This window comes from Rhizocola hellebori (genome assembly GCF_016862955.1).
In the GTDB taxonomy this organism is placed as follows: Bacteria; Actinomycetota; Actinomycetes; order Mycobacteriales; family Micromonosporaceae; genus Rhizocola; species Rhizocola hellebori.
The window spans coordinates 21,875-48,869 of record NZ_BONY01000014.1; the positions used below are offsets into that span (position 1 = coordinate 21,875).

25 protein-coding genes and 1 pseudogene are annotated in these 26,995 nt (G+C 65.9%); 15 read left to right on the forward strand and 11 right to left on the reverse strand.

Annotation, left to right across the window (positions count from 1 at the left end; all coding sequences use genetic code 11):
• Positions 1–5: 5 nt before the first annotated feature.
• Both Rhe02_RS13505 and Rhe02_RS50885 read right to left on the reverse strand, forming a co-directional pair.
• Positions 6–704, reverse strand: coding sequence for a helix-turn-helix domain-containing protein (locus Rhe02_RS13505; RefSeq protein WP_239123767.1), 699 nt, complete (start codon positions 702–704; stop codon positions 6–8).
• A gap of 18 nt (positions 705–722) precedes the next feature.
• Positions 723–887 (reverse strand): annotated as a pseudogene (locus tag Rhe02_RS50885) (helix-turn-helix domain-containing protein); the annotation flags it as partial.
• Between the two features lie 88 nt (positions 888–975).
• On the opposite strand from Rhe02_RS50885, the gene Rhe02_RS13510 reads away from it, so the two are divergent.
• On the forward strand, positions 976–4,539 hold the full coding sequence (locus Rhe02_RS13510; RefSeq protein WP_239123769.1) for a S8 family serine peptidase: 3,564 nt from the start codon (positions 976–978) through the stop codon (positions 4,537–4,539).
• A gap of 58 nt (positions 4,540–4,597) precedes the next feature.
• Positions 4,598–4,765: a hypothetical protein gene (locus Rhe02_RS13515; protein WP_203908532.1), complete on the forward strand. Its 168-nt coding sequence runs from the start codon at positions 4,598–4,600 to the stop codon at positions 4,763–4,765.
• On the opposite strand, the gene Rhe02_RS13520 is transcribed toward Rhe02_RS13515, so the two are convergent.
• From Rhe02_RS13520 to Rhe02_RS13530, 3 genes are all read right to left on the reverse strand, one after another.
• On the reverse strand, positions 4,724–5,422 hold the full coding sequence (locus Rhe02_RS13520; protein ID WP_203908533.1) for an HAD family hydrolase: 699 nt from the start codon (positions 5,420–5,422) through the stop codon (positions 4,724–4,726). The two genes, Rhe02_RS13515 and Rhe02_RS13520, sit on opposite strands and share 42 nt — an antisense overlap.
• A gap of 1 nt (position 5,423) precedes the next feature.
• Complete coding sequence (locus Rhe02_RS13525) at positions 5,424–5,966, reverse strand: YbaK/EbsC family protein (RefSeq protein WP_203908534.1); 543 nt, start codon at positions 5,964–5,966, stop codon at positions 5,424–5,426.
• Between the two features lie 62 nt (positions 5,967–6,028).
• Positions 6,029–6,403, reverse strand: a complete 375-nt coding sequence (locus Rhe02_RS13530; protein ID WP_203908535.1) for a VOC family protein — start codon at positions 6,401–6,403, stop codon at positions 6,029–6,031.
• 64 nt (positions 6,404–6,467) lie between these two features.
• Here Rhe02_RS13530 and Rhe02_RS13535 point away from each other — a divergent pair, with 64 nt between their 5' ends.
• From Rhe02_RS13535 to Rhe02_RS13590, 12 genes are all read left to right on the forward strand, one after another.
• Positions 6,468–6,920, forward strand: a complete 453-nt coding sequence (locus Rhe02_RS13535; RefSeq protein WP_203908536.1) for a MarR family winged helix-turn-helix transcriptional regulator — start codon at positions 6,468–6,470, stop codon at positions 6,918–6,920.
• 214 nt (positions 6,921–7,134) lie between these two features.
• Positions 7,135–8,430: a protoporphyrinogen oxidase gene (gene hemG / locus Rhe02_RS13540; RefSeq protein ID WP_203908537.1), complete on the forward strand. Its 1,296-nt coding sequence runs from the start codon at positions 7,135–7,137 to the stop codon at positions 8,428–8,430.
• Complete coding sequence (gene hemQ, locus Rhe02_RS13545; RefSeq protein ID WP_203908538.1) at positions 8,427–9,131, forward strand: hydrogen peroxide-dependent heme synthase; 705 nt, start codon at positions 8,427–8,429, stop codon at positions 9,129–9,131. Before hemG ends, hemQ begins: the two co-directional genes overlap by 4 nt.
• A 49-nt stretch (positions 9,132–9,180) precedes the next feature.
• Positions 9,181–10,158: a LacI family DNA-binding transcriptional regulator gene (locus Rhe02_RS13550; RefSeq protein ID WP_203908539.1), complete on the forward strand. Its 978-nt coding sequence runs from the start codon at positions 9,181–9,183 to the stop codon at positions 10,156–10,158.
• A 112-nt stretch (positions 10,159–10,270) separates the two neighbouring features.
• Positions 10,271–11,617, forward strand: coding sequence for an ABC transporter substrate-binding protein (locus Rhe02_RS13555; RefSeq protein WP_203908540.1), 1,347 nt, complete (start codon positions 10,271–10,273; stop codon positions 11,615–11,617).
• 56 nt (positions 11,618–11,673) lie between these two features.
• A complete protein-coding gene (locus Rhe02_RS13560; protein WP_203908541.1) occupies positions 11,674–12,552 on the forward strand; it encodes a carbohydrate ABC transporter permease in 879 nt (292 codons plus the stop codon).
• Complete coding sequence (locus Rhe02_RS13565) at positions 12,552–13,442, forward strand: carbohydrate ABC transporter permease (RefSeq protein WP_203908542.1); 891 nt, start codon at positions 12,552–12,554, stop codon at positions 13,440–13,442. The genes Rhe02_RS13560 and Rhe02_RS13565 overlap by 1 nt, the downstream gene beginning before the upstream one ends.
• Positions 13,443–13,444: 2 nt before the next feature.
• Complete coding sequence (locus tag Rhe02_RS13570; RefSeq protein WP_203908543.1) at positions 13,445–15,004, forward strand: glycoside hydrolase family 13 protein; 1,560 nt, start codon at positions 13,445–13,447, stop codon at positions 15,002–15,004.
• A gap of 47 nt (positions 15,005–15,051) precedes the next feature.
• On the forward strand, positions 15,052–18,435 hold the full coding sequence (locus Rhe02_RS13575) for a discoidin domain-containing protein (RefSeq protein ID WP_239123771.1): 3,384 nt from the start codon (positions 15,052–15,054) through the stop codon (positions 18,433–18,435).
• Positions 18,436–18,578: 143 nt separating this feature from the next.
• A complete protein-coding gene (locus Rhe02_RS13580; RefSeq protein ID WP_203908544.1) occupies positions 18,579–19,319 on the forward strand; it encodes an alpha/beta hydrolase in 741 nt (246 codons plus the stop codon).
• Between the two features lie 3 nt (positions 19,320–19,322).
• Entirely contained in the window at positions 19,323–20,990 is a 1,668-nt protein-coding gene (locus Rhe02_RS13585) for a right-handed parallel beta-helix repeat-containing protein (RefSeq protein WP_203908545.1), read from the forward strand.
• A gap of 9 nt (positions 20,991–20,999) precedes the next feature.
• Complete coding sequence (locus Rhe02_RS13590; RefSeq protein WP_203908546.1) at positions 21,000–21,989, forward strand: LacI family DNA-binding transcriptional regulator; 990 nt, start codon at positions 21,000–21,002, stop codon at positions 21,987–21,989.
• On the opposite strand, the gene Rhe02_RS13595 is transcribed toward Rhe02_RS13590, so the two are convergent.
• From Rhe02_RS13595 to Rhe02_RS13615, 5 genes are all read right to left on the reverse strand, one after another.
• On the reverse strand, positions 21,956–22,402 hold the full coding sequence (locus Rhe02_RS13595; protein WP_203908547.1) for a GNAT family N-acetyltransferase: 447 nt from the start codon (positions 22,400–22,402) through the stop codon (positions 21,956–21,958). The two genes, Rhe02_RS13590 and Rhe02_RS13595, sit on opposite strands and share 34 nt — an antisense overlap.
• Positions 22,399–23,049 (reverse strand): NADPH-dependent F420 reductase, encoded by a 651-nt coding sequence (locus tag Rhe02_RS13600; protein ID WP_203908548.1) that lies wholly within the window; start codon positions 23,047–23,049, stop codon positions 22,399–22,401. The genes Rhe02_RS13595 and Rhe02_RS13600 overlap by 4 nt, the downstream gene beginning before the upstream one ends.
• A 67-nt stretch (positions 23,050–23,116) precedes the next feature.
• Positions 23,117–23,521: a ribosomal maturation YjgA family protein gene (locus Rhe02_RS13605; protein ID WP_203908549.1), complete on the reverse strand. Its 405-nt coding sequence runs from the start codon at positions 23,519–23,521 to the stop codon at positions 23,117–23,119.
• Positions 23,522–23,547: 26 nt separating this feature from the next.
• Complete coding sequence (locus tag Rhe02_RS13610; RefSeq protein ID WP_203908550.1) at positions 23,548–24,129, reverse strand: dTDP-4-dehydrorhamnose 3,5-epimerase family protein; 582 nt, start codon at positions 24,127–24,129, stop codon at positions 23,548–23,550.
• A gap of 46 nt (positions 24,130–24,175) precedes the next feature.
• Positions 24,176–25,678, reverse strand: coding sequence for an outer membrane protein assembly factor BamB family protein (locus tag Rhe02_RS13615; RefSeq protein WP_203908551.1), 1,503 nt, complete (start codon positions 25,676–25,678; stop codon positions 24,176–24,178).
• A gap of 94 nt (positions 25,679–25,772) precedes the next feature.
• Between Rhe02_RS13615 and Rhe02_RS13620 the strand changes: the two genes are divergently transcribed.
• A complete protein-coding gene (locus Rhe02_RS13620) occupies positions 25,773–26,426 on the forward strand; it encodes a ribonuclease FAU-1 family protein (RefSeq protein WP_239123773.1) in 654 nt (217 codons plus the stop codon).
• Here the strand turns inward: Rhe02_RS13620 and Rhe02_RS13625 are convergent.
• Positions 26,399–26,995 carry a GNAT family N-acetyltransferase gene (locus Rhe02_RS13625; RefSeq protein WP_203908552.1) on the reverse strand — a complete coding sequence of 199 codons (597 nt, stop codon included), beginning with the start codon at positions 26,993–26,995 and terminating at the stop codon, positions 26,399–26,401. The two genes, Rhe02_RS13620 and Rhe02_RS13625, sit on opposite strands and share 28 nt — an antisense overlap.

Consider the following 26,995-nt stretch of genomic DNA (forward strand, 5'->3'; position numbering starts at 1 on the left):
TCCTCCTAGGACAGCCAGTCGCGTTCCCTGGCCCACCATCCTAACTGGAGTCGGGAGTGGGCCCCGGTGACCATCATCAGCCGCTGCACCCGGCGCGCGACCGTGCGGCGGCTCATGTTGAGCCGAGCCCCGGCCGCATCGTCGGTGAGCCCGGCCACCAGCAGGGAAAGCAACTCCCTGTCCTGCATGTCGATGGTGTCGTTCGGCTCCTGGGCCAGCGGGGTGCCCCGAGCCCAGACCGCCTCGAAGAGCGCCTCAAGGGCGTCGAACAGGTTGCCACGCCGCACGATAAGCGCGTTTTGTTCCAGCGGGAGCAGGGCCATCTCCCGATCGGCGATCGCGAGGTTGGTGGGCAGGTCGCGGGCCAGCCGCACCTCGGCATCGCCCTTCACCGACAGCTCGGCGAGCGAAAGATCGAGTGCTACCTTGCGCGAAACACCTTGCGCCGCTTCGGGAATTGGGTAGCCGTCGGCGGGGGAGCGGACCAGGATGCGCAGCTCCTGCTCGGCGACCTGGCAAAGCTGAGGCAGGGCAAGGGAAACCTCGTGTGGACTGGTCAGCACGGTGATCTGACCGGAGGTCGCGGTGTCCGAAGCGGCCTGTAATTCCAGGCCGAGCCGCAGCGCAGAGTGGCGGATCACCTCGAGATCGTGTCGTCGTTGCTGGATCAGGTGATCGACGCCGATCTCGAGCGGAACGGCCATTAAACGTTCCTGTCGCAATGACGACACCAGGCCAAGCGCATTTAGACGTTCGATTGCCCCCTTTAAGTTGCGCCTGGTCAGAGCGGTGGCTGCGGCAAGCGTCGCGAGCGAGGCCGGACCGTGACGGAGAAGCCGCAGGTAGACCTGCTCCTCTGTTCGGCTGAGCCCCAGTGCCTCGAACATCCAATCACTATGACACAATCGTGCCACGTCACATATGTGCCACGATCAATATCTTTTGCGATGGATCGGTAACCGGCAGTGTCGGCCCATGACTGTTCTTGCGACTCGCTCCCGGTGGAGTGCTGTCCTAATAGGAGTGTTGGCGGCCACCATGGCCGGCAGCCCTACCTATGCGGCTGCAGCGCCTTCCACGGGGGAGGAAAAGGTGTCGGCGGCGGTGCGCGCTGCCGCATCCGCTAGCGACAAAATCACGTTCTGGGTGACCTTCAACGCGAAGGCACCACTCAGTGCGGCCGCGGCCAAGACCACGAAGGCCGAAAAGGGCGCCGAGGTGAGGCGGCTTTTGCTGGACACTGCGACAACATCGCAGGCTGGCGTCCGTAATCTGCTCGACAACACGGGCGCTGACTACCAGTCCTTCTGGATCGCTAACCGCATCAAGGTCACGGGTAGCTCCAAGCTCATCGATACACTGGCCGAGCGCGCCGAGGTCGCGACCATCGAAGAGCTCAAGACCTACAAGCTGCCCGACGTCACACCCGGCACCGCCAGCGTGTCCCCGAACATGGTGGAGTGGGGCGTTGATCGCATCAACGCGCCACGGGTGTGGAGTGAGCTAGGGTTCCGCGGCGAGGGAATCGTCGTGGCCAACGTCGACACGGGCACGCAGTTCGACCACCCCGCGCTCGTGGCGAAGTACCGCGGAAACCTGGGCGGAGGAGTTTTCGACCACAACTACAACTGGTTCGATCCCTCCGAAGTCTGCCCAACCGCCGCTCCTTGCGACAACAACGGCCACGGCACTCACACCATGGGAACCATGGTCGGTGACGATGGTGCAGGCAATCAGATCGGTGTCGCTCCGAACGCACGCTTCATCGCTGCCAAGGGTTGCGAGACCAACAGCTGTTCCGACTTCGCACTTCTCTCGTCGGGTCAGTGGATCATCGCTCCGACCGATCTGAACGGTAACAACCCGCGTCCGGACCTTGCGCCCGACGTGGTGAACAACTCTTGGGGTGGCGGCGGTTTCGACCCGTTCTACCAGGCCATTGTGGACGCGTGGAACGCGGCCGGGATTTTCCCCGCCTTCTCGAACGGCAACAGCGGCCCGTCGTGTAACTCGTCCGGCTCGCCCGGTATGTACACCAACAGTTACGCGTCTGGCGCGTTCGACATCAACAACGTGATCGCCTCGTTCTCCAGCCGCGGCCCCGGCCTCAACGGCGACGTCAAGCCGAACATCGCGGCTCCTGGTGTGAACGTGCGTTCATCGATCCCGGGCGGCGGGTACACCACGTTGAACGGAACCTCGATGGCATCACCGCACACTGCGGCGACGGTGGCGCTCATCTGGTCCGCATCGCCTGCGGTCAGGGGTGACATCGAGGCGACTCGGGCACTTCTTGACACCACCGCCATTGATGTCAACGACACCACCTGTGGTGGAACAGCGGCCGACAACAACGTCTTCGGTGAGGGACGTTTGGACGCCTTCGCTGCCGTGAGTGCCGCCCCGCGCGGTGCGCTCGGTGCGCTTAGCGGCGTCATCACCAGCGGCGGGTCTCCGCTGGCCGGTGCCACCGTGGTTGCGGACGGGCCAATCAGCCGCACCACGACCAGCGCCGCAGACGGCACCTACTCGTTCCCGGTGCTCAGCGTCGGGGACTACGTGGTGACCGCCTCGAAGTTCGGTTTCACCACGGCGACCGGCAATGTGACGGTCACCGAAGGTGCGACCGCCACGCTGAATCTTGACCTGGCCTCCGCGGCCAACGCCACGATCAGCGGAACCGTCACCAGCGCCGGAGCACCCGTCGTTGGGGCAACGGTGCAGCTGCTCACCACGCCGCTGTCGGCCGTCACCAACGCGGCCGGCTTCTACAGCATCACGGCGCCCCAGGGCACCTACGAGCTGGCGGTAAGCTCGCCGCTGCGCTGCGCTGACTCTGTCACGCAGACGGTCAACCTCAACGGAAATGTCACAGTCGACGTCGCTCTCCCTGAGCGCACGGACAGCTTCGGCTACGCCTGTGGCACCGCGACCGGCACCTATCCAGACGTGTCCAACCTGCTTCCTTTGACAGGTGACGACGTTCAGCTGGCTATCACCCTGCCGTTCGCTGTTCCGCTCTACGGTGTCAACTACACCAGCGCCACCGTTACCACGAATGGCAGCGTGGCCTTCGCCGCAGCCTCTGCGACGCAGACCAACGTGGCCATTCCGTCCACCGGCCTTCCCAACGGCGCGCTCTACCCGCTGTGGGACGACTGGTTCGTCGATGCCCCAGCCGGTGTCTACACCGGTGTGGTCGGCACCGCACCCCACCGCAAGTTCGTGATCGAATGGCGCAACATCCGCAGTTTCTTCGACACTGCGCAGCGTCTCTCGTTCGCGGCTGAAATCTCCGAAGACGGCAGCGTTGTCTACCGCTACAAGGACGTCGAGGGGACTAGCTTCGAGTCCGGCAGCAGCGCGACCATCGGTCTGGAGAACGCGACAGGAACCGACGCCTTCCAGTACTCGCTGAACACCTCGGTGCTCGCGACGGGTTCGACGGCGATCGCCTTCCGCACCACCAAGCACGGCGTGGTCCGTGGCACGGTCACCGACGCCAACGACGGCCTGCCCGTCGCGGGCGCCACCGTCGCCTTCGACGAGGGCGGCACGGCGACCACCGCGGCCGACGGCACCTACCTTGCCCAGATCCCCGCCGGGGACCGGACGGCCACCATCACCAAGGCCAGCTACGAGACGACGACGGTGAGCTTCGCGCTCGAGTCGGCCGACGTGGCGGTTCTGAACACCAGCCTGAAGACGGCGCGGGTCACCGCAACGCCTGCGGCGCTGGAGGTTGTGGTACCGGCCGGGCAGTCCCGGGTCCGCCAGATCACGGTGACCAACACGGGTGGCCTTGCCACACCGGTTTCGGTTGCCGAGTCGCCGGACGTTCCGTGGCTCGGCGCGTCGATCGCGTCGGGTTCGCTGGCACCAGGGGCTTCCACCCGGATCACGGTGACGGTTGACGCCAACGGGCTTCCGGCCGGAAGTGTCCACAATGGAGTCCTGAAGGTCACCTCGCAGAGCGGCCGCAACCCTGAGCTGCTCATTCCGGTGAGGCTGATCGTTCCGGGCTTCCAGCAGGCGATCGACTCGGGTAGCAACAACACCCACGTCGACCCGCAGGGCGACACCTGGACCAAGGACAAGGCCTTTGTCGCGGGCGCCGGTTGCGGCTACCTCGGCAGCACCACAGTGGTCAGCACCGGCCACGCGATCACCGGGACTGATGACCCGGCTCGCCTGGCCAACGCTCGCCAGAACATGTACGAGTACCGCTGCGACGGTTTGGCCAACGGCACCTACACGGTGCAGCTCGACTTTGCCGAGCTGACCAACACCAAGCCGAACAAGCGCATCTTCGATGTCATGATCGAAGGTGTCGAGGTGATCCCGAACCTGGACATCAACCTTGAGACCGGCGGTAACTACAAGGCCATGAGCCGGACGTTCACGGCCACCGTGACCGACGGCGTGATGAACATCAGGTTCATCACCCACACCGGTTTCAACAAGCCACTGATCAGTTCGCTGCGCGTGACGCATCGCCCTGATCTGGCGGCCAACGCTGCGGGCCGGGCCTTCGCCTAGTCCGTGAAAGAAATGTGGGGCGGTCCCGGTTCCCGGGGCCGCCCCTCATACTGGGGGCATGCCCGAGGAGTTCACCGACGACGAGCTTGCCTTCCTGCGCCACGCGCGCTTCGGCGAGCTGCCGGAGCGGGTGCGGCCCGACGAGCTGGTGCAGCTGGTGGAGACCGACCCGGCTCGCGACTATTCAGCCGAGGATCCGTTCGGCCACCTCAAAGACGCTTCCTAGGCGATGCTCGGGCGGCACGTCCATGATCCGGAGTGGATCGATCACGTAGGCGCGGATGCCGGCCTGACTCGGCCCGACGTAGTCGGCCAGATAGTTGTCGCCGACGAACACCGCGTTTTCGGGTTTGAGGCGTAGCCGATCCATCGCGGCGGTGTAGATCTCCGGATGGGGCTTGCGCCATCCCACCTGCACCGACAGGACGACCAGGTCGAACAGGCCAGCTATGCCCATGCGGCGCAGATGTCCTGGTACCAGATCGGCCTCATGGGTATTGGAGACAATCACCAGCCGGTAGTTGCGTGCCAGCTCGGTGAGCCAGTCGGCCATGCCGTCGATGTGATAGACGCCGCCGTTCCATTCCTCGATGTAGACCGCGACGAACTCGTCGACCTCGTCGCTTCCGGGCATGCGCCCCAGCAGGATGGTGAGAAACGGGCCGGCCGCCTCGACCATCGAGAACTCTCGATGATCGATCTGGCTTCGCACTTCAAAGCCCATCCAGTGTTCCCGCCACTGGCTGAGTAGCTCCTCGTCGGTCAGCTCGACGCCCCAGCGGGCAAGCAGCTCGCGTGTTTTGGGATAGCTGGTCACCCCGTTGGCGGAGTCGTACTCGACCAGGGTTCCGAAGAAGTCGAACAGAATGTGGGTCGTCGGCATCTCAGATGCCCAGGTCGGCCAGGATCTGCGCCCGGGGCAGCGTGCCAAGATGCTTGCCTGGCACCAGGAGTTTGGCCCTGCGCCGCCCGCTGCCGATGATGACGTGTGCCGTGTCGGCGACCGCCGCGTCGATCAGCAGCGGCCAGCCGGCCGGCAGCCCGATCGGGGTGATCCCGCCGTATTCCATCGCGGTCTCCGCCACCGCGGTTTCCACCGGCGCGAACGAAGCTTTGCGCACGTCGAGCTGCTTTCGCACCAGGCCGTTCACGTCGGCGCGGGTGCTGGCCAAAACAAGGCACGCGGCCATGGTCACGGCCCCGCCACGTTTGCCCGCGACGACCACGCAGTTGGCGCTCGCCTGCGGCGCGACATCGTAGGCGGCGCAGAAGTTGGCCGTGTCGGCCAGCTCGGGATCGGTGTCCACGACCAGGACCTCCTCGCCGGCCGACCATATGGTCAGGGCTTCGAGGACGGGTGGAGCCACCAGATCGGGACGGTCAACGGCGCGCCAGGCTTCGGGAAAGTTCCCCAGTGGACTTTGCATCCCTCGATCATATTGCAGTTAGCGGACCCGGCTTCGGGGGTATCACGACGGTATGAACAGGGTCATGGCAGAGGTCGCTCCTGCATGAGAACCAGGTGGTGGCCGTCAGGGTCGTGGAAGGCAGACATCCACAGCTCGATGGAGTCATCGCGATGAACGACATGCGGCTCATCGGCCATCTGGACACCCGCGGCGGAAAGGCGTTTGAATTCAGCGTCGATATCCTCCACCCAGAAGTAGAGCATCGAGCGGGTGACGAACTCCGGCGACTCGGGCTTGCCCAGGTAAAGGCGCACCTCGCCGCTCATGAAGAAGGCCATCGGCTGGCCCGGCACGACGAACATGAGCGGGATCCCCAGCACGTCGCGGTAGAAAGCCACCGACCGGTCGAGATCGGTAACGGTGAGATGGATCTGCCCCAGTGGCCCGAGCGCCATGACTTCCTCCAGAATATGGTTTACTCCAGAAAATCTTTTACCATCGTAAAGGAGGTGACCCGGGGTGAGTCAACTGCCTCCACCGCCGCAAGGCGTACCCAGGGATGCCCGCCATCGAACGGCAAACGTGCTGCACTCGGCCGCGCTGCGCCTGCTGCGCCGTGCGGCCAGGGCAGACGTCGGCATGGACCTCGACGGCCCGCGCGCCTCCCTGCTCGCCGTCCTGGTCTTCGGCGGCCCGCAAACCATGAGCCGCCTGGCCAACCAGGAGCGGGTGACCCCCGCGGCGATCACCAAACTGGTTGCCGCGCTTGAAGAATCCGGCCTGGCCAAACGCAGCCGCGACGACACCGACCGCCGCCTGGTCCACGTCGAAGCCACCGAGGCCGGCCGCCTCCTGCTGGAGCAGGGCCGCGCCGACCGGGTCCGAGCAGTGGCCGCCCTGCTCAAAGGCCTCTCCCAGGACGACCTGGACACCCTCCGCCGCGCTGCCGACATCATCGCCTCCCGCCTTTGAACCTTATTGCGCCGCCACGTCGTGGTCCTTCGCCGCACCTCCCGGGCGGCAACGCCACCTCCGTGCTTGGTCACCCCCGCGGCTTCGCCGCGACAAACCCGCCCTGCCCGCCCACAGCGCGGGCGAGGGCTGTGGCGCGACAGCCATGCCGCCGCCCGCCCCGCCCGCAGCGCGCGGGCGGGGCGGGCGGGGTGGGGGTGGTTAGGGTGGTGGGGTGCGTAGGAGTGTGGTGGTCGTGGGGGGCGGGATAGCGGGGCTTTCGGCTGCGCTGGAGGCGGCTCAGGCCGGGGCGCGGGTGACGGTGCTCGAGGGCTCGCGGTGGCTGGGCGGCAAGCTGCGCACCGTGGACGGGCGGGAGGCGGGCGCGGAGAACTTCTTGATGCGCGCGCCCGCGGGCGGGCCGAGCGCCGCGGTGGTGCTGGCGCAAGAGGTTGGGCTTGGCGCGGATATCGTTCACCCGACCGGGTTCGGGGCCGGGCTTTACCTTGACGGGGCGCTGAAAGCGTTGCCAGGCGGGACAATGCTCGGCATCCCCGGCCCGGACACCGATCTGGGGGGCATCGCCCAGCGCGCGGGGCACGATGTCGATCAAGGGAAACCTGTTCTTGCGCAAGGGGAAGACGCGGCCGTCGGTGAGGTGGTGCGCGAGCGCATGGGCGACGACGTGGTGGCCAAACTGGTGGATCCGTTGCTGGGCGGTGTTTACGCCGGCCGCGCCGACGGGCTTTCCGTGGCCGCGACCATGCCGGGCCTGCATCGGTTGCTGCAGACCGAAAACACGTTGTCCGCCGCGGTGGGCCGGGCGATCTCGGCGAGCAAAGCGCATTCGGGTGGGCCGGTTTTCGGCACCGTCGTGGGCGGGTTGTCGCGGCTGGTGGAGGCGCTGGTGAACCGGCTCGTCGAGCTTGGTGTCACGGTGAAGACGGAAGCGGTGGTCCGCGATCTGTCCGAAGTGGACGCGGACGGGGTGGTGCTCGCGGTGCCGGGCGGCAAGGCGCGGCGGCTGCTGCCGGAGCTCGGTGCCGTGGAGGTCGACTATGCCAGCGTAGGCCTGGTCACCCTCCGCTTCCCTAAGGTTTCCCTGCCTGAGCTTTCCGGTTTCCTGGTACCAGAAAACGAAGGCCTGCAGATCAAAGCGGCCACCTTCTTCACGAGCAAGTGGGAGCATCTGCGCGGGGGGAGCGTGTTGATCCGGGCGAGCCTGGGCCGGGCACAGTCGCCGGAGGTGCTGCAGCGCGGCGACGACGACCTCGCCCGGACGGCGCGAACCGATCTGCGCCAGGTGCTCGGTGATCTGCCCGAGCCGGTGCAGGTCAGCGTTGACCGGTGGGGTGGCGGCCTGCCCCAGTACGCGCCCGGTCACCTGGCACGGGTGGCCGCGGTGCGGGCCTCGCTTGAAGACAGCCCCATCGCGCTGGCGGGCGCGGCCTATGACGGCATCGGGATTCCTGCATGTGTCTCCTCCGGCCGCGCGGCCGCGCAGACATTGATGCGAAAATGGGGCCTATGACCGAACAGCAGAGCAACGCCGCCCGTCTCCGGGAGCTCAACGAGACGATCCGGTACACCATGTGGTCGGTGTTCCGCGCGGACAAGCCCGCCCCCGCGATGCGGGAGGACACCGCGGACGAGGTCGAGTCGCTCTTCGCTCAGCTGGCGGAGAAGGACGTGACGGTCCGTGGGATCTATGACGTCGCCGGGTTGCGCGCCGACGCCGATGTGATGATCTGGTGGCACTCCGGGTCGGCCGACGCGCTGCAGGACGCCTACGGGCTCTTCCGGCGCACCAGCCTTGGCAAGTGCCTGGCGCCGGTCTGGTCGCAGGCGGCGCTGCACCGGCCGGCCGAGTTCAACAAGAGCCACATCCCTGCGTTCCTGGCCGGTGAAGAGGCGAAGCAGTACATCTGCGTCTACCCGTTCGTCCGCTCCTACGAGTGGTACCTGCTGCCCGACGAGGAGCGGCGCGAAATGCTCGCCGAGCACGGCAAAATGGCGCGCGGCTACCCCGATGTGAGGGCAAACACAGTGGCGAGCTTCGCGCTGGGTGACTACGAGTGGATGCTCGCGTTCGAGGCCGATGAGCTGCACCGCATTGTGGATCTCATGCGTGATCTTCGAGCTTCCACCGCGCGCCGGCACGTCAGGGAAGAGGTGCCCTTCTATACGGGCCGCAGGAGGTCGGTGTTGGAGATCGTGACCGCGCTCCCATAGCGCAAATCCGTGCAAGCTATTTGCACGTTCGTGCCTTATGCTTGCACGCATGACGCGTCGACTGGCCGAAGTTGCCAAGTACGTCGGGGTCAGCGAGGCGACCGTGAGCAGGGTGCTCAACGGCCGTCCCGGGATCTCCGACACCACCCGCAATGCCGTGCTGACGGCCCTGGATGTGCTGGGCTACGAGAGGCCGGTCAAGCTGCGCGGTGAGCGGGCCCGGCTGGTCGGACTGGTCCTGCCTGAGCTGCAAAACCCGATCTTTCCCGCGTTCGCCGAAGTGGTCGCGGGAGCGTTGTCGAAGAAGGGTTTCACGCCGGTTCTGTGCACCCGCACCACCGATGGCGTGGCCGAGGCGGACTACGTGGACATGCTGCTAGATCAGCATGTGTCCGGAGTGATTTTCGCGGGTGGCAACTACGCGCAAGCGGACGCCGATCATGATCACTATCGCCGGCTGTTGCAGCGCGGGCTACCCGCGATCTTGGTGAACGCCTCGATAGAGGGGCTCGGCTTCCCGCGCGTCTCGGCCGACGACTCGGTCGCGGTGGAGCAGGCTTACGGGCATCTGACTTCGCTCGGGCACGAGCGCATCGGGCTCATTCTCGGCCCTCGCGATCACCAGCCCTCGCAGCGCAAACTCGATGCCTTCAAGGGCGATCCGCAGCTGGTCGAACGCACGATCTTCTCGATGGAGGGTGGCCACAGCGCCGCCGCGCGGCTCGTCGACCGCGGCGCGACCGGCCTGATCTGCGCCAGCGACGTGCTTGCACTGGGCGCCGTGCGCGGTGCGAGAAGGGCCGGGCTCAAGGTCCCCTCCGACATATCGATCGTCGGCTACGACGACTCGAGCGTCATGACTTGCACGGATCCGCCGCTGACCACCATCCGCCAGCCGATCGAGGCGATGGGGCAGGCCGCGGTCGCCCTGTTGGTAGCCGAAATTGCCGGGAGCCCGGTCGTTGCCGACGAGCTTCTTTTCGATCCTGAACTGGTAGTTCGTGGGAGTACTGCATCGGCGCATTAAGTTTTTGCAACGACATCTAGACTTCTTGCGAACTCTGGTCTTAGTCTTCTCCGCAACGTCGCCCGCGTGAAACGTCGAGGTGACGTCCCTGAAACCGAGAGGACTTCGAGCAATGGACAGACGGACGTTCAGCAGGGCGCTCGGCGTCGTGCTGGCCGCAAGCCTCGCGACGGTTACCGCGGCTTGCAGCGAGGAGCCTGAGGCGCCCAAGGGCCCGGTGACCATCACGGTCAACGGTCTCCCGCCGGAGACGAACGCTGCGCAGCGCAAGACCTTCCTCGACGACGTCAAGGAATTCGAAGCCGCGAACCCGAACATCAAGATTGACGCCAAAGAGGGCACGATGGACGCCCAGACGTTCCCCGCCCGGCTTGCCGGTGGGCAGCTCGAGGACGTCTTCCACGTATGGTTCACCGACCCGGCCAACCTGATCGCCAAGAAGCAGGTTGCCGATATTTCCGCATACACCAAAGAATTCCCGGCCTTCGCCCAGCTCCGCCCCGATCTGCTGAAGATCTTCAGCGGCCCTGACGGCAAGGTCTACGGCGTGCCGACCGAGCAGTACACGCTCGGCCTGATGTACAACCGCAACCTGTTCAAGGCCGCCGGTCTCGACCCGGACAAGCCGCCGACAACCTGGGCCGAGGTCCGCACCGCGGCCAAGGCGATCTCGGCGCTGGGCAACGGCACCGTCGGATACGGCGAGTACAGCAAGAACAACACCGGTGGCTGGCACTTCACCGCCGAGATGTACTCCCGTGGCGGCGACGTCGCGAAGAAGGACGGCGACACCTGGAAGGCCGACTTCAACAACGCCACCGGAAAGGCCCTCCTACAGGACCTTTACGACATGCGCTGGACCGACAACTCGATGGGCGAGAAGCAGCTCCTGGAGTGGGTCGACCTCGTTCAGATGATGGCCAGTGGCAAGCTCGGCATGAACGTCGGCGCGCCGGACAGCATCATCCCGATGAAGAACTCCTACAGCGGCAAGGTGGAGGAGTACGGCCTGGCCCCGATCCCGGGTGGCAAGAACACCCTGGCCGGTGGCGCTGGCTACATGATCAACGCGAAGGCGACCCCGGAGAAGATCCGGGCCGGCCTGAAGTGGCTGACCTTCAAGTTCGCCAACCCGGACCGGATCGAGAAGGCCCACAAGACCGCCTCTGAGAACAAAGAGGTCGTGGGTCTGCCCGAGCCGAACCTGTGGGGTGCCGGCGACGCCAAGACGAAGACCGAAGCCGCCCGCAAGCAGTACGGCAACGTGCCCGCGGACAACTACAAGATGTTCGTGGCCAACCCCGTCCCGCTGAAGGTGGAACCGCCGAACGCTCAGGCTGTCTACGCGGTGCTCGACACCGTGATGGCCAAGGTGCTCACCGACAAGGCCGCCAACATCGAGGCGCTTCTCAACGACGCTGAGAAGCAGGTCAACTCGATCCTCGCGACCGTCAAGTAAACATGGCGCAACGGGCCGCCGGTTCGCCGGCGGCCCGAGTCCACATAGGAGTCGGTATGGGCAAGAGCTTGGCGACCCGGGTTCGCGACAATCTCACCGCCTATGGGTTCATGGCGGCGGGCATCGCGGTCTTCGCTCTGTTTTCGTGGTACCCGCTGGTTCGCGGGGTCATCCTCAGCTTCCAGCAAGTGAACTTTGTGACCGACCCGGAGTGGGTGGGCCTGGCCAACTTCAAGGCCATCTTCGACGATCCTCTGTTCTGGACGGCGTGGAAGAACACCCTGGTGTTCACCGGGATCGCGTTGCTTCTCGGCTATGTGGTGCCTTTCGCGCTCGCTGTTCTCATCAACGAAGTCAGGCACGCGAAGGGTTTCTTCCGGGTCGCGGTGTACCTGCCCGTGATGCTGCCACCGATCGTGGTGGTGCTGCTCTGGAAATACTTCTACGACCCGGGCAACGGTCTGTTCAACGCGATCCTCAAGGGCGTGCACCTGCCCACCCTGCAATGGCACCAATCATCCTCCACCGCAATGCTTTCACTCGTGCTCGTGTCCACCTGGGCCAACATGGGCGGTGCTCTCATCATGTACCTGGCCGCGTTGCAGAACATCCCGGGCGAGCTCTACGAGGCCGCCGAGATGGAGGGGGCGAGCATTTGGCAGCGGCTGCGCCACGTCACCATCCCGCAGATGCGCTTTATCCTGCTGGTGCTGCTGCTGTTGCAGATCGTGGCCACGATGCAGGTGTTCATCGAGCCGTTCCAGCTCACCGGGGTCACCAACACCGACACCATCACGGTGATGGTGCTCATCTACCGGTACGCCTTCGCGGTGAACTACGACTTCGGCATGGCGGCAGCGATGAGCGTGCTGCTGTTCATAGTGCTCGGCGTCTTCTCGGCGCTGTACCTGCGACTTACCCGAGATGAGGCGTGATGAGCAGTAATGACGACGTGCGCAGTCTGGTCTCGCCTGTGTTTTTCCGGCGTCACCGTGGCCTCTACTTCACGGCTCTGACCGTTCTTATAGTGCTGTTCTCGCTGATCTTCCTCTTCCCGCTCTACTGGATGATCACGGGTGCGCTCAAGGACAACCAGGAGATCTTCTCGCCGCAGCCGACGATCATCCCGCAGAGCTTCCATCCCGAGACCTACCTGACGGCGTGGAAGAACCTGCGGATCGGGCACTACTTCCTCAACACCCTCTACTACTCGGTCGGCGTCTGGTTCTTCCAGGTCCTCATCGACGTGACCGCCGCCTACGCGCTGTCGAGGCTGCGGCCGGTGCTGGGCAAGCTGGTGCTGGCCGGAATGCTGGCCACGCTCATGCTGCCGATGACGGCGCTGCTGGTGCCGGCCTACCTGACGGTGACCGATGTGCCGATCCTGGGCTGGAACCTGATCAACACGCCGTGGGCGCTGTGGCTGCCGGGTGCGGCCAACGCCTTCAACATCTACGTGCTCAAGCGCTTCTTCGACCAGATCCCGCAGGACATCCTCGACGCGGCGGCCATGGACGGCGCGGGCAAGTTCCGGATGCTGTGGAGCGTGGTGCTTCCGCTGTCGCGCCCGGTGCTGGCGGTCATCTCGATCCTGTCGATCATCGGCGCGTGGAAGGACTACCTCTGGCCGTTGCTCGTATTGCAAGACCCTGAGGTGCAAAACCTCAGCGTGGCTCTGACCAGGCTGGCGGCGACCAGTGGGGTGGTGCCCTTCACCCAGCTGCTGGCGGGACTGGTCATCGCCAGTATCCCGATGATTCTCGTCTTCCTGGTGTTCCAGCGCAGCATTCTCCGCGGCCTGTCGGCCGGTTCGATGAAAGGTTGACCATGCCTAACCAATGGTGGCGTTCTGCAGCCATTTACCAGGTGTACCCGCGAAGCTTCGCCGACGGCAACGGTGACGGTGTCGGCGATCTGGCGGGTGTCCGAAGCAGACTGCCGTATCTCAAGCAGCTTGGGATCGACGCGATCTGGTTCAACCCCTGGTACGCGTCGCCACAGGCCGACGGCGGGTACGACGTCTCGGACTACCGAGCGATCGATCCCCTCTTCGGCACGCTTCAAGAGGCTGAGCAACTCATCGACGAGGCTCACGCGTTGGGGATCCGCATCATTGTCGATGTCGTGCCCAACCACGTCTCAGACCAGCACCCCTGGTTCGCCGAGGCCCTTGCGGCCGGGCCCGGATCGCCGGAGCGGGAACGCTTCTGGTTCCGCGATGCCCCGCTGACGAACTGGGTTTCGCCTTTCAACGGCGGCACGTGGACCCAGGTACCCGACGGACAATGGTATTTGCATTTGTTTGACTCCACCCAGCCCGACCTGAACTGGGAGCACCCGGACGTCAAAGCCGAGTTTGAAGCGGTTTTGCGCTTCTGGTTCGAGCGCGGCGCCGACGGCATCCGCATCGACTCGGCCGCGATGCTCGCCAAGGACCCGGCCCTGCCCGAGGTCGAGGAGGGCAAGCCGCACCCTTTCATCGACCAGGACGAGGTGCACGAGATCTACCGGGCCTGGCGGCGTATAGCAGAGGAATACGGCGACCGGGCGCTGATCGGCGAGGTGTGGAACCTGGATCCGGTTCGCTTCGCCAACTATTTGCGCCCGGACGAGCTGCACACCGCCTTCAACCTCGATTTCCTCTGCAGCCCTTGGGATGGCGAGAAGCTCCGCTCGGTCATCAACGAGACGCTGCACAATCACGAGCCGGTGGGCGCTCCCGCCACCTGGGTTCTGTCCAATCACGACGTTACCCGGCACGTGACCCGCTACGGCCGCGAGGACACCTCGTTCGCGTTCCTGGCCAAGGCGCACGACATCCCGACCGACCTCGAGCTGGGCACGGTGCGCGCCCGCGCTGCCATCATGCTGGCCCTGGCGCTGCCCGGTTCCGCCTACCTGTACCAGGGTGAGGAGCTAGGTCTTTGGGAGGTCGAAGACATCCCGAGCGAGCTGCGGCAGGACCCGATGTGGCACCGTTCCGGCAACGTGGACCCGGGCCGCGACGGCTGCCGCGTCCCGATTCCGTGGTCGGGAAGCCAGCCGCCTTTCGGGTTCAGCCCGGAGGACGCGGCCGCCAAGCCGTGGCTGCCGCAACCGCCGGCCTGGAAGGCTTACACGATGGAGGCCCAGAAGGGCGATCCGCAATCGATGCTCGAGCTCTACCGGACGGCGCTTCGCCTGCGCCGCCAGTTCTGCGACGAACCGTTCGCGTGGTCCCAGTCGCAGCCTGAGGTGCTCACCTTCACCCGCGGACGGCACGTCTGCATCGTCAATCTGTCCAAGGAGGATGTTCCGCTTCCACCGCACGAGACCCTGTTGCTCACCAGCCGCCCGCTGGCGAGCAACGCGCTCCAACCCGACACAGCGGCCTGGCTTCTGGCTTAAATACTTTGCCAGGCACGGCTCTTACGTCCCCTAGAAGGGTTGTGCTCATGCAACGAAGTAAGAAATTGGCTGCCGCCCTCGCCGGTGCCCTCGGCGCGGCGGCAACCATGGCAGCATTGGCCATTTCCCAACCGGCCACGGCGGCCACCGGGGTTCCGGCCCGCTCCTATTGGGGCATCCCGAATCGCGGCGCCGCCGTGGCGTTCACCGAACAAGAGGCTGAGTACGCCGCCAACAACGGCACCCTGGTCGGCCCCGACCGCCGTTACACCACGCTCGCTTCCGAAGCCTCGGGGCGGCAAGCCATCACGCTCGACGCCGTCGGCGAGTTCGTGGAATTCACGCTTTCGGCGCCCGCGAACGCGATGGTGTTCCGGTACAGCATTCCGGACGGCAATGGGGGTGCCGGTCGCGATGCCACGATCGACGTGCGGGTGGGCACCACCTTCCTCAAGAGCGTGCCGGTCACCTCGAAATTCGGTTGGTACTACGGGGGATATCCGTTCAACAACAACCCGGGCGACACCAACCCGCATCACTTCTATGACGAGGCGCGCACCTTGCTGGGTTCAACCTACGCGGCGGGGACGAAGATCCGCCTGCAGGTGAGCTCGACCGCCCAGTCGCCCAGCTTCACCATCGATCTGGCCGACTTCGAGAATGTCGCCGGACCGATTGGCAAGCCCACCAACGCGATCGACGTCGTCGCCGACTTCGGTGCCGACCCGAGCGGTGGCGCGGCCGACCAGACCGCCAAGTTCCAGGCCGCCGTCGACGCGGGCCGGGCGCAGGCCAGGCCGGTCTACATTCCACAGGGCAGATACACGCTCTGGGACCACGTCGTCGTGGACCAGGTGACGTTGCAGGGTGCGGGAATGTGGTACAGCGAGCTGGTGGGGCGTCACCCGACCGACCGCTCGCGCGCGGTCGGCGTCTACGGCAAGTATGTCAGCGGGGGCGGCTATGGCGGCGGGGTTCGCCCGCACGAGGCCGGCGGCCCGTCCCGCAACGTGACCGTCAAAGACTTCGCCATCATCGGTGACATCCGTGAGCGTGAGGACAACGATCAGGTCAACGCCATGGGTGGCGCCATGACCGACTCCGTGGTCGAGCGGGTCTGGATGGAGAATACGAAGGTCGGGGCCTGGATGGATGGGCCTATGAACAACTTCGTCATCCGAGACTCGAAGATTGTGGACCAGATCGCCGACGGCGTGAACTTCCACTGGGGTGTCACCAACTCGCGGGTCACCAACACCTTTGTGCGCAACACCGGCGACGATGGCCTGGCGATGTGGGCGCAGAGCGTGCCGAACGTCGCCAACTCCTTTGACCACAACACCGTCGTCCAGGTGATCCTCGCCAACAACATCGTCACCTATGGCGGGCGGGACATTCAGATCACCGACAACGTCACGGCCGACTCGCTCACCAACGGTGGCGGCATCCACGTCGCCAACCGGTATCCGGGGGTGAACGGTGCCACGGCTGTCCAAGGTGTCACCAACGTGGCGCGAAATACCTTGGTACGCAACGGAAACAGTGACTTCAACTGGCAGTTCGGGGTGGGCGCGATCTGGTTCAGCGGCCTCAACGAGCCCATCAACGCCACTATCAACGTGACCAACACCGACATCTATGACAGCTCCTACGCGGCGCTGATGTGGATCGAGGGGCAGACGCGGACGGTCAACTTCACCAACGTGCGGATAGATGGCGCGGGAACCTATGCGCTGCAGATCCAAGCACCCGGCGCGGCCACCTTCACCAACGTGGTGGCCACCAACATCGCCCAGGCGCCGGACAACCTCATTCACAACTGTGTCGGCTCCGGATTCGTGATCACCCAGGGTGCGGGCAACTCCGGCTGGTTCGACTCGACTCCTTATTGCGGGCCGTGGCACGAGCCGAATTGGGGAACGCCTGTCCCGCCGACTTCACCGCCGACCACCGGCCCACCGGCCGGGCAGCTCCAGCTGTCGACAAGCCAGCTGATCTACGGCACGCAAACCGTTGGCACCACAAGCGCGGCGCAGAACGTCACCGTCTCCAACCCGAGTTCCACCGCGGTGGCCATCTCCGGCATCGCGACCAGTGGCGACTTCGCCCGTACGACCACCTGTGGGGCCACCCTCAACCCGGGCGCGAACTGCTCGGTGAGCGTGACCTTCACGCCGACCGCCTCGGGAACACGTTCGGGGCAGCTGTCGATCGGCAGCAACGCCCAGGGCAACCCGCACGTCGTCAACCTCACCGGTACCGGGTTCGACCCCAACGGCAACCTGGCCGCGGGCAAGCCAGCCTCGGCAACGAGCCAGAACGGTCCCTACGCGCCCGGCAACGCGGTCGACGGTGACCCGAACACCTACTGGGAAAGCGTCAACAACTCATGGCCGCAGTCTCTTACCGTCGATCTCGGTGCGGCCTACAACATCAACCGGGTGGTGCTCAAGCTGCCGCCCCCGGCCGCATGGGCCGCCCGCACGCAAACCCTGTCGGTGCTCGGCTCGACCGACAACAGCAGCTATTCGCAGATCGTCGGATCCGCCGGTTACACCTTCAACCCGGCCACCGGAAACAGTGTGACCATCAACTTCACCTCGACGAGCCGTCGCTATGTCCGGCTCACCTTCACCGGCAACACGGGCTGGCCCGCCGCGCAGGTGGCAGAGTTCGAGGTCTACGGCGGCGGAACCCCGCCGACCGGCCCCGTGATCGGGCTCTCGTCGAGCAGCGTGGCGTTCGGTAACCAGACGGTCAACACGACCAGCGCGGCGCAGACGGTCACGGTCTCGAACTCCGGCAACGCCGTGGCCAACCTGGGCGCGGTCAATGTGACCGGCGAATTCGCGCGCACCACCACGTGTGGAGCGACGCTGGCCGCCGGCGCCTCGTGCACGATCAGCGTGACCTTCACGCCGACCGGTACGGGAACCCGCTCCGGCTCGGTGAGCTTCACCAGCAACGCGCCGGGCAGCCCGCACCCCGTCAACCTGTCCGGCAACGGGGTGGCCAGCAACAGCAACCTGGCGCTGGGCCGGCCCACCTTCGAAAGCGGCCACGCCGACGTCTACGGCTCGGCCAACGCGGTCGACGGGAACGCCAGCAGCTACTGGGAAAGCGTCAACAACGCGTGGCCACAGTGGATCACCGTTGATCTCGGCAGCAACCAGAGCGTCGGCCGGGTGGTGCTCAAGCTCCCGCCCGCGTGGGGGACTCGCACGCAGACCCTGTCGGTGCTGGGCTCCACCAACAACTCCTCGTTCACCACGCTGTCCGGATCGGCTGGGAGGGTCTTCAACCCGTCCAGCGCCAACACGGTGACCATCACCTTCACCGCTTCCAGCCAGCGCTACGTAAGGATCAACTTCACCGGCAACACCGGCTGGCCCGCCGGCCAGCTCTCCGAATTCGAGGTTTACGCCTCGTAACACGAGTGGACACCGGGCAACGCCGAGCCCGGTGTCCACGCCCCACCCTTGCCCTGCGCCCCAAAGCGCGGGCTGAGCGGGCCTGACGCCGAAGGCGCAGGGCAAGGGCGGCAACACTCTCAGACGGGAGACCCAGTTCAGCAATGCGCGCACTTTGCCTGACCCTGGCGGCCACGATCGCTTTGACAGCTTGCTCGTCGAAGACCCCGGCCGCGCCACCGGCTTTGAAGCCGGGCGGCTCCGCCTGTGAGGGGCTCGTACAGCCGGGCGGGAAGCAGGTGCGCTTCGGGGAGAACGATGGCCTGGCCGGCGTTGTCATCGGCGACGGCAAGGCGGCCGTGGTCCTTGCCCACCAGGCACCGGGGTCCCTGTGCGAATGGCTGCCCTATGCGAGATCCCTGGCTGAGCGTGGCTACCGCGCGCTGGCCTTCGACTTCAACGGGGCCGGATCCTCTTCTTTCACCGGCCATCTGGGCGACCAGGACGTCGCCGACGCGGTCACCTACCTACGAGGGCAGGGCGTCACCCAAGTCTTTCTGATGGGCGCTTCCCGCGGCGGCACGGCCGTGGTGACCGCGGGCGCCAGGATCGCTCCGCCGGTCGACGGCGTGATCAGCCTTTCCGCCCCGGCCGCGTTCGCCGGGATGAACGCGCGCGAGGCCGCGCCCGCACTCGCGGTGCCGGTTCTCTATATCTGCGCGGAGTTCGACACCAGCTTCGTCGATGCCGCGAAGGAGCTCTACGACCTGAGCAAGGGCAGCAAGGATCGCCGCTTGAAGATCACCTACGGCAGCCAGCACGGGGTGGCAATGCTCATGCCGGGCGTGGACAACGAGCCCGGCCTGGAGATCACCGGCTTTCTCAAGACGTATGCGAAGGGATAAGCAGTGAAACGCGTCGCCGCCTGGATTGCGCTGGCCTTGGTCGCCGCCTGCAGCCCGACCCCGGCCGAGCCGACCGCGCCGCCAAAGGCTGAGCTGGCTTTCGCGGTCGCGGGACGCGGAGCCGCAGTGTCCTTTGTGGAATATGAGGCCGAAGCCGCGGACTTCCAGGGCACCCTGATCGGGCCGACCCGTGCCGCCAAGACCCTGGCCGGGGAGTCCTCGGGCCGGATGGCGGTGACGCTAGCCGCTGCCTCCGACCATGTCAGCTTCACGCTGGTGCAGTCGGCCAACGCCGTCACGGTGAGAGCCAGCGTCCCCGACGGCACCCAGAGCTCGCTACGGGTGTCGGCCGGTGGCGAAACCGTGAAAGAGCTACCGCTGACCTCCAAATATTCGTGGTACTACGGCGGCTTTCCGTTCACCAACAATCCTTCAGACGGCTCAGCGCACCACTTCTACGACCACGCCCGGGCGCTGCTCGGGGTCAGCCTCGCGGCCGGCACCAAGGTGAGCCTGAACTGTGCTTGCACCATCGACCTCGCCGACTTCGAAGAGGTTGCGGCGCCACTGGAGCAGCCGGCCGGCTCGAAGTCCATTGTGGACTTCGGGGCCGATCCCACCGGCGGCAAAGACTCCTCGGACGCGATCGACGCCGCCCTCGCGCAGAGCAGGGACGCCTGGATCCCGGCGGGCACCTTCAAAGTGACCCGGCACCTGGAGTTCGCCAACGCGAAGCTGCGCGGAGCCGGGATGTGGCACAGCACCCTGACCGGGCCCGGCGTCGGCGTCTACGCCCGCAAAGACGGCAACATCCACCTCACCGACTTCGCCATCATCGGCGAGGTCGCCGAACGCGACGACAAGGCTCAGCTCAACGGCGTCGGCGGCGCACCCGGCAACGGCTCGACCGTGGAACGGTTGTTCATCCAGCACACCAAGGTCGGAATGTGGCTCGATGGGCCTTTCGACGGGCTGACCGTGCGCGGAAACCGGATCTTCGACACCACCGCGGACGGGCTCAACCTGCACCAGGGCATCAGCAACGCGATCGTCGAACACAACGTGGTGCGCAACACCGGCGACGACGGGATGGCCATGTGGTCGGACCAGAACCCCAACCACCACAACGTTTTTCGCAACAACACCGTGCAGTTGCCCATGCTCGCCAACGGCATCGGCATCTACGGCGGGCACGACAACGCGGTCACCGGCAACGTCGTGGCCGACGTGCTGCTCGAAGGCGCAGGCATCCAGATCGCGAACAGATTCAGCGGCACGGTGGCTTTGTCTGGTACCACAAAGGCGTCGGACAACACAGTGTTGCGAGGTGGATCGAAGTTCCCCGGGATTCAAGCGGACGTGGGGGCGATCTTCCTCTTCGGCAAGGACTCGCCCATCACCGGCGTCGTCGAGCTCACCGGCAATCGGCTCATCGACAGCTCGTACTCCGGCCTGCACCTTTTCGCCCAGCGGATCGAGGGCGTGAGCGTCGATCGCTTGATCATCGAGCGGCCGGGCACGGTCGGCGTGCAGATCCAGTCAACCGGCTCGGCGAAGATCGACAACAGCCGGGTCGCCGGTGGGGTCTACCTGTGCGCCGATCTCCTTCCCTTCGTCCTAACGGTCACGAACAGCGAAGGCTTGGACACTCCCAAGTGCGCAGGGATCTAAGCTGTCCGGGTGACAAGGAGACTGGCCGAGGTAGCCAAGTACGTCGGGGTGAGCGAAGCCACCGTGAGCCGCGTGCTCAACGGCAAACCCGGCATATCCGAGGCGACCCGCACCGCGGTGCTGACCGCGCTCGATGTCTTGGGCTACGAGCGGCCGGTCAAGCTGCGCGGAGAGCGCGCTCGGCTGGTCGGGCTGGTGCTGCCCGAGCTGCAGAACCCGATCTTCCCCGCCTTCGCGGAGGTGGTCGCCGGGGCCCTGGCGCAGCGCGGCTTCACGCCAGTCCTGTGCACGCGCACCGAAGACGGCGTCTCCGAGTCCGCTTACGTGGACATTCTGCTCGAACAGCAGGTCTCCGGAGTGATCTTCGCCGGTGGCAACTACGCGCAGGCCGACGCCGACCATGAGCACTATGTGCGGCTGAAGGAGCGCGGGCTGCCCGTGGTCCTCGTCAACGCGGCCATCGACGGGCTTGGCTTTCCTGTGGTCTCCGCCGACGACCGGATCGCCGTGCGCCAGGCCCACAGCCACCTCATCTCGCTCGGGCACACCGCCATCGGGCTGCTGCTCGGCCCGATCGACCACGTGCCGTCGATGCGCAAAGCGGCCGAGTTCCCCGACCTTCCCGTCGCCCGCTCGCTTTACTCCATGGAAGGCGCTCAGGCCGCCGCCACCCGCCTCTACAAGCAGGGGGTGACCGCGCTGATCTGCGCCTCCGACATCATGGCCCTCGGCGCGGTGCGCGGCGCCCGCCGGATGGGGCTGCACGTGCCCAACGACGTGTCCGTGATCGGCTACGACGACTCCATGTTCATGGCCTGTACAGATCCACCGCTGACCACGGTGCGCCAGCCCATCGGCGACATGGCCCAGACCGCGGTCGCGCTGCTCGTCACCCAGATCGACGGCGGCGACGTGGCCAAGGACGAATACCTTTTCGACACCGAGCTCGTGGTGCGGGCCTCGACTCACCCGCCGATGTCGCGCCGCATCGGCACGTGAGGGATGCCGTCCTCCACGAACTCCGGCCCGGTCTGCTTGAAGCCGTACTTGCCGTAGAACTCGGCGACTTCGGTTTGCGCGTCGAGCACGCAGGTCGTGTTGCCCGCCGCGGCGAGCGCCGCCACCAGCAGCTTGCCGGCTAGCCCCTGGCCGCGGGCCTCCTTGACGGTCGCCACCCGGCCGATCCGCACCACCGGCGCGCCCTCCTCCACGTCGCTCAGCAGACGCAGATAGGCGATCGGCACGCGATTGGATTCAAACCACAGATGTCTTGTCCCGGGCTCGGCATCGCGGCCGTCAAGCTCCGGATAGGCGCACCTCTGTTCCACCACGAACACGTCGGTCCGCAGCTTCAGCAGGGCGTAAAGGGTCCAGGTGTCCAGCTCGGCGAAGCCCGCCGCATGGAAAATCATCGAACCAGCTTGATGTTGAAGTTGACGTGCCCGATCTTGCGGTACAGCCGCGTCCAGAGCGCCATCCACATCTCCTGCCCGCGCGCATTGCTCAGGTCGCCGAGATCGAAGATGTCCGCCCAGCCCAGCTCGCGCAGAAGTCCACTTGCGACACTCTTGGCCTGCTCGTCGTTGCCCGAGATGAGCAGCGTGTGATCCCCGCCGGCCAGGTCAAGCGGATGGGTCATCACCTCGTTGGCCACCATGTTCAGCGCCTTGACCACCCGGGTCTCGGGAAACTCGCGCTGCACCCGCTCGGCCAGCGAATCGGTGTCCTTGACGAACAGCGTGGGCGGGAAGCCCTGCGAAAAGTCGAGCGGATTCGACACGTCGACAAGCACCTTGCCGGCCAGGTTGGACGCGCCCGCGTTCGCAAGTGCCGCAAGCGTTCCCGCTCCCGAGCAGACATTGACGACGATCTCACCGTGTGCGGCGGCCTCGGCCTGGGTCGCCAGCCGGACCTCCGGATGCCCGTCATACCAGGCTTCCTCCTTGGCCCGGGTCGCGTCGACCTCCCGCGTTCCGAGCGCGACGTCATGCCCAACCTCGGCAAACCGCGCCGCCAGCGCACGCCCGGCCGCACCCGTCCCCAAAACGCCAATCCGCATACCCCCCACCCTATCGGCGTCCGTCCGGCCGAGCCCGACGGCTGGCGCTCGGGTTGCACCATGTTGACTACGACGCAGATCTGGCCAACGGCTGGCTCTGGTCCTGACACGCCCGTCGCAGTAGCCAGTGCACGGCCACCAGCGGCACTATCCCCACCGGGTACCAGGCCAGATCCACCGGATCGAACTGAATTCCAAACGCGAGCCGCGCCAGGTAGCTGCGTTGCGAAAGCGCGGCCGGAACGCCCGTCAGCTGCGCGATCTCGACCAGCTCGCAGAAGCCGATCGCGATCGCGCCGACGGCCAGCGGCCGCAGACGCGGCCACAGGAACACGACTGCCCCGTAAACAGCCGACCCGTAAAGGGCTGTGCCGGAAAACTGTTCGAGGTCACCATCGGCCCAAGCCCGGATCGCAAAAGCGACGGCCAACGTCACCGCAATCGAGACCAGCGCCCACCACCGCACCCACACCGGTCTCACCCACATCGGCGGAGGGATCAGCCGCGGCGCGGGAGGCGCTCTGGAGCGGAGAGATCTTTTTCGGAGATGAGGTCGGTGTCTGTGCGGTCGACGGGGATGGGCCAGGCGATGCCGAGCTGGTCCGACAGCGGGTGCAGGGAGGTGCCGGCCATGCCGGGGACCCACTCGGCGTCGAAGCAGTAGAGGTATTGGCTGGGCTGGTCGCTGACCGACTGGAAGCCGTTGCACACGCCCTTGGGCACGAGGACCTGCTTGCCCTTGGTGAGCTGGGCGGTCACCACGGCGCCGTAGGTGGGCGAGGCGGGGCGGGCGTCGACGTAGGTGCCGAAGGCTTCGCCCTCGATGATCGCCACCAGCTTGTGCATGTCCTCGCCGTGCAGCCCGCGCACGACACCACGGCTGGACTCGGTCACGTTCATCTGCAGCCATGGGCCGAGCGAGGGCAGCCCTGCCTCGACGAAGGCGGACTCACGGTAGAACTCACGGATGATGCCTCGGCCGTCCTTGACTTCCTTCATCTGGATCAGCCAGAGCCCGTCGATCGCGGTCTTCTCCGCGATCATGGGCGTGACGGAAACGGTGGTCAAGGCAGTGGTCACCTGTTGCTCCTTAGCTCGGCCGTGTCTGCGCGAGTTTATGACATGGTCAGCGCAGGCCCAGGGCGTGGATGGCACCGCCTCTGGTACCGAAGTAAAGGTTGCCCTTCCACACGGCCGGCGTCGACTCGATGCACGCGCCGGGTTTGATGGACCACAGCTGCTTGGGCTGGGCGTTGGTGTCGGCGATGTCGTAGGCGTTGAGGATGCCGGTGCAGTCGCCGACCACCATGACGCCGTCGACGACGACGGGCGACATGTGCACGCGGGACAGCGGGATGCGCCAGCGGACCACGCCCGTGGCGCGGTCGACGGCGATGACATCGCCCTTGTTGGTCCCCCAGATGATGAGGTCCTTGTAGAGGGCGGGCGAGTCGTAGATGCCGCCCTTGCCGCCGGATTTGTTGAGGTCGTCGACCTTCCAGACCAGCGGGTTGTCGGGTTTGCGCGGGTCGAGTTTCATCATCTGCCCGTTGCGCTTGGAGGTCTCGTTGCCCCGCTCGTACTCGGCGCCCACATAGAGGAAGCCCTGTTCGTCGGCGACGATGGAGCCGTCGCTGTCGTCGCCTGTCCAGAAGCGGAAAACCCTGTCGGGTTTCTTACCGTCCTTGAGGCCGCTGATGTCCCAGCCCTGGATCAGGCCGCCCGAGTTGGAGAAGTAGACGATGTTGCCGACGACGGTGACCGCGTTCTCGATGGAAACGTTGCGGTCCTTGATGTCCTTGAGGAGCTGGTCGTCCCAGCCGGGGGTGTTGAAGACCAGTTTCGGGTTGACGGTGACCTTGCCGTTGGAGTCGTAGCCCCGGTTGAGCTTGATGATGTGGAACTGGCCGTTCTCGCCGCCTTCGAAGAGGAAATCGTCGAGCACTAGCGGGGAGGCGTCCCAGTCGTCGTTCCACATGGTGGGCGAGACGGCGTCGGCGGAGATCTTCCACAGCTCCTTGGGCTGCTTGCCGCGGTCGAAGGCGACGACCCGGAAGTAGTTGTCGCGCGATCCGGTGTAGACCAGCGGGAACCCGTCCGGGTCGATGGTGACGGTGCCCTTGATGATGTCCCCGGTGGGGAAGTCGTCGATGATCCGTTCACCGGTCTTGGTGTCGAGGAAGTGCAGCGCCCGGTCGTAGGCGCCGACGACCATCCAGGTTTTGCCTTCGCGTTCGAAGACGGCGGGCTGACCGGTGAAGCCGGTGCCGCACCACTCGCGCGGGCCCTGGTCGTCGACGGAGATCGCGCACAGGCCACCCGACTTGGGGAAGCGCCACAGCTCCTGCGGGGCGGTGCGCGGGATCGGCCCGGTGCCGTAGAAGGTGCGGGTCGGGTTGCCGCGGAAGGTGATGATGCCCTGCACCTGGGTGCCGTAGGGTTCGCCCTGCCGGCGCGCATCCCACCACCCTTGGAAAGGGGTCTCTTTGGGCGCGGCGGTGGGCGCGGAGATGGCGGGCGACGAGAAGAAAGCCGTGTTGTCGCCGGGCCAGACCCATGCCACGGCCACCGCCAGGAGCACGGCGGCAACGCTCAAGAGCGCGATCTTTCGGGAAATGGGCTGACTCACGGTGAAAGTGTGACGGCATATCGCAATCGTTCGCAGCCCTGGAGGGGTAACGGAGTGGTCACGTATTGCTGACCGAAGGTATAGGGTCCCACTCATGCGTTTTCAGCCGGGCCAGACCGTGGTTCGTCGATGTGTGCATCGCAACGGCCGGATAGCGGCCGCGGAGTCGGGCCGGGTGATCAGCGACGATCACCTTGGGCTGATGATCTGGGTGGGCGGCGGATCAGGGGTGATGCGCCGGGCCACCCTTGATGGCGAGCTGGTTCGCGCCTTGCCGGTCCGGGAGAAACTGGCCATCCCGACGATGCTGAAGCCGATGCGGTGGCGCGGGCACGGGGTGCTGATCCTTACCCCGCCCGGCGCGGCGCACTCGATCTGGTGGTTCTTCGGCGAAGACGCGAGCTTTGACGGCTGGTACGTGAACCTCGAGGCGCCCGCCGTGCGATGGCGGGGCGGGATAGACATCCGCGATCAAGCGCTGGACATCTGGGTGCACCCCGACCTGAGCTGGCGGTGGAAGGACGAGGACGAGTTCGCCGACCGCACCGACCACCCTCTGTTTTGGACCTCGCAGGAAGCGGTGGAGATCCGGGCCGAGGGGGAGCGGATGATCGCGCTGGCGGAAAAGGGCGCCTACCCGTTCGACGGCACCCACGTCGACTTCATGCCCGACCCGAGCTGGACGCCGAGCACGTTTCCGGCGATTTGGGACTTCCCGCCTCAGATCCTGGAGAAGGGCTCGGAATAGCGAAACGTCCCGGATTGGGTGCCGTCGTAGGAGCTGAGCGGGCGGGCCTGGAAGGCGTTGCCCCACTGGGGATCCGGCGCGGCGATGCCCAGGCCGGAGGCGGGGCCGAAGCCGAACCGGGTGTAGTAGCCGGGGTTGCCGAGCAGGGCGACGAGTGACTCGCCGAGCGCGTCGGCCGCGCCCAGGATGGAATGCATGAGCGCGAGGCCCACCCCGCGCCGCTGATGGTCGGGGTGCACGCTGAGCGGCCCAAGCCCCAGCGCCGTGCTCTCGCTCACCAAGCCGCGCTCGCCACGGTCGGCCGCCCCGGAACCGGCGCCAGCAACCGCGGCCGGGATGGAAGGTGCGGCCGAGGGAGTGATCCAGGCGCGGGTGCAGACGACGTGGCCGACAACGTCTTCGCCGGTCACGGCGACCAGGGACAGGGCGGGGATCCAGCCCTCGTCGGCGCGTAGCCAGTCGACCAGCTCGGCCTCGACGGGTGCGGGCTGGTCGGGTTTGCTGAAGGCCGCCTTGGTCACGGCATAGATGGCCGGAATATCCGCCGGGGTTTCCCGCCTGATCAACAT

What these genes read in the sequence shown, in the direction of transcription:
- Rhe02_RS13565 (WP_203908542.1), top strand. Translation starts at nt 12,552, where the DNA reads ATGAGCAGTAATGACGACGTGCGCAGTCTGGTCTCGCCTGTGTTTTTC.
- Rhe02_RS13620 (WP_239123773.1), top strand. Translation starts at nt 25,773, where the DNA reads ATGCGTTTTCAGCCGGGCCAGACCGTGGTTCGTCGATGTGTGCATCGC.
- hemQ (WP_203908538.1), top strand. Translation starts at nt 8,427, where the DNA reads ATGACCGAACAGCAGAGCAACGCCGCCCGTCTCCGGGAGCTCAACGAG.
- Rhe02_RS13595 (WP_203908547.1), bottom strand. Translation starts at nt 22,402, where the DNA reads ATGATTTTCCATGCGGCGGGCTTCGCCGAGCTGGACACCTGGACCCTT.
- Rhe02_RS13555 (WP_203908540.1), top strand. Translation starts at nt 10,271, where the DNA reads ATGGACAGACGGACGTTCAGCAGGGCGCTCGGCGTCGTGCTGGCCGCA.
- Rhe02_RS13560 (WP_203908541.1), top strand. Translation starts at nt 11,674, where the DNA reads ATGGGCAAGAGCTTGGCGACCCGGGTTCGCGACAATCTCACCGCCTAT.
- Rhe02_RS13625 (WP_203908552.1), bottom strand. Translation starts at nt 26,995, where the DNA reads ATGTTGATCAGGCGGGAAACCCCGGCGGATATTCCGGCCATCTATGCC.
- Rhe02_RS13600 (WP_203908548.1), bottom strand. Translation starts at nt 23,049, where the DNA reads ATGCGGATTGGCGTTTTGGGGACGGGTGCGGCCGGGCGTGCGCTGGCG.
- Rhe02_RS13510 (WP_239123769.1), top strand. Translation starts at nt 976, where the DNA reads ATGACTGTTCTTGCGACTCGCTCCCGGTGGAGTGCTGTCCTAATAGGA.
- Rhe02_RS13580 (WP_203908544.1), top strand. Translation starts at nt 18,579, where the DNA reads ATGCGCGCACTTTGCCTGACCCTGGCGGCCACGATCGCTTTGACAGCT.
- Rhe02_RS13520 (WP_203908533.1), bottom strand. Translation starts at nt 5,422, where the DNA reads ATGCCGACGACCCACATTCTGTTCGACTTCTTCGGAACCCTGGTCGAG.
- Rhe02_RS13570 (WP_203908543.1), top strand. Translation starts at nt 13,445, where the DNA reads ATGCCTAACCAATGGTGGCGTTCTGCAGCCATTTACCAGGTGTACCCG.
- Rhe02_RS13505 (WP_239123767.1), bottom strand. Translation starts at nt 704, where the DNA reads ATGGCCGTTCCGCTCGAGATCGGCGTCGATCACCTGATCCAGCAACGA.
- Rhe02_RS13525 (WP_203908534.1), bottom strand. Translation starts at nt 5,966, where the DNA reads ATGCAAAGTCCACTGGGGAACTTTCCCGAAGCCTGGCGCGCCGTTGAC.
- Rhe02_RS13530 (WP_203908535.1), bottom strand. Translation starts at nt 6,403, where the DNA reads ATGGCGCTCGGGCCACTGGGGCAGATCCATCTCACCGTTACCGATCTC.
- Rhe02_RS13550 (WP_203908539.1), top strand. Translation starts at nt 9,181, where the DNA reads ATGACGCGTCGACTGGCCGAAGTTGCCAAGTACGTCGGGGTCAGCGAG.
- Rhe02_RS13515 (WP_203908532.1), top strand. Translation starts at nt 4,598, where the DNA reads ATGCCCGAGGAGTTCACCGACGACGAGCTTGCCTTCCTGCGCCACGCG.
- Rhe02_RS13575 (WP_239123771.1), top strand. Translation starts at nt 15,052, where the DNA reads ATGCAACGAAGTAAGAAATTGGCTGCCGCCCTCGCCGGTGCCCTCGGC.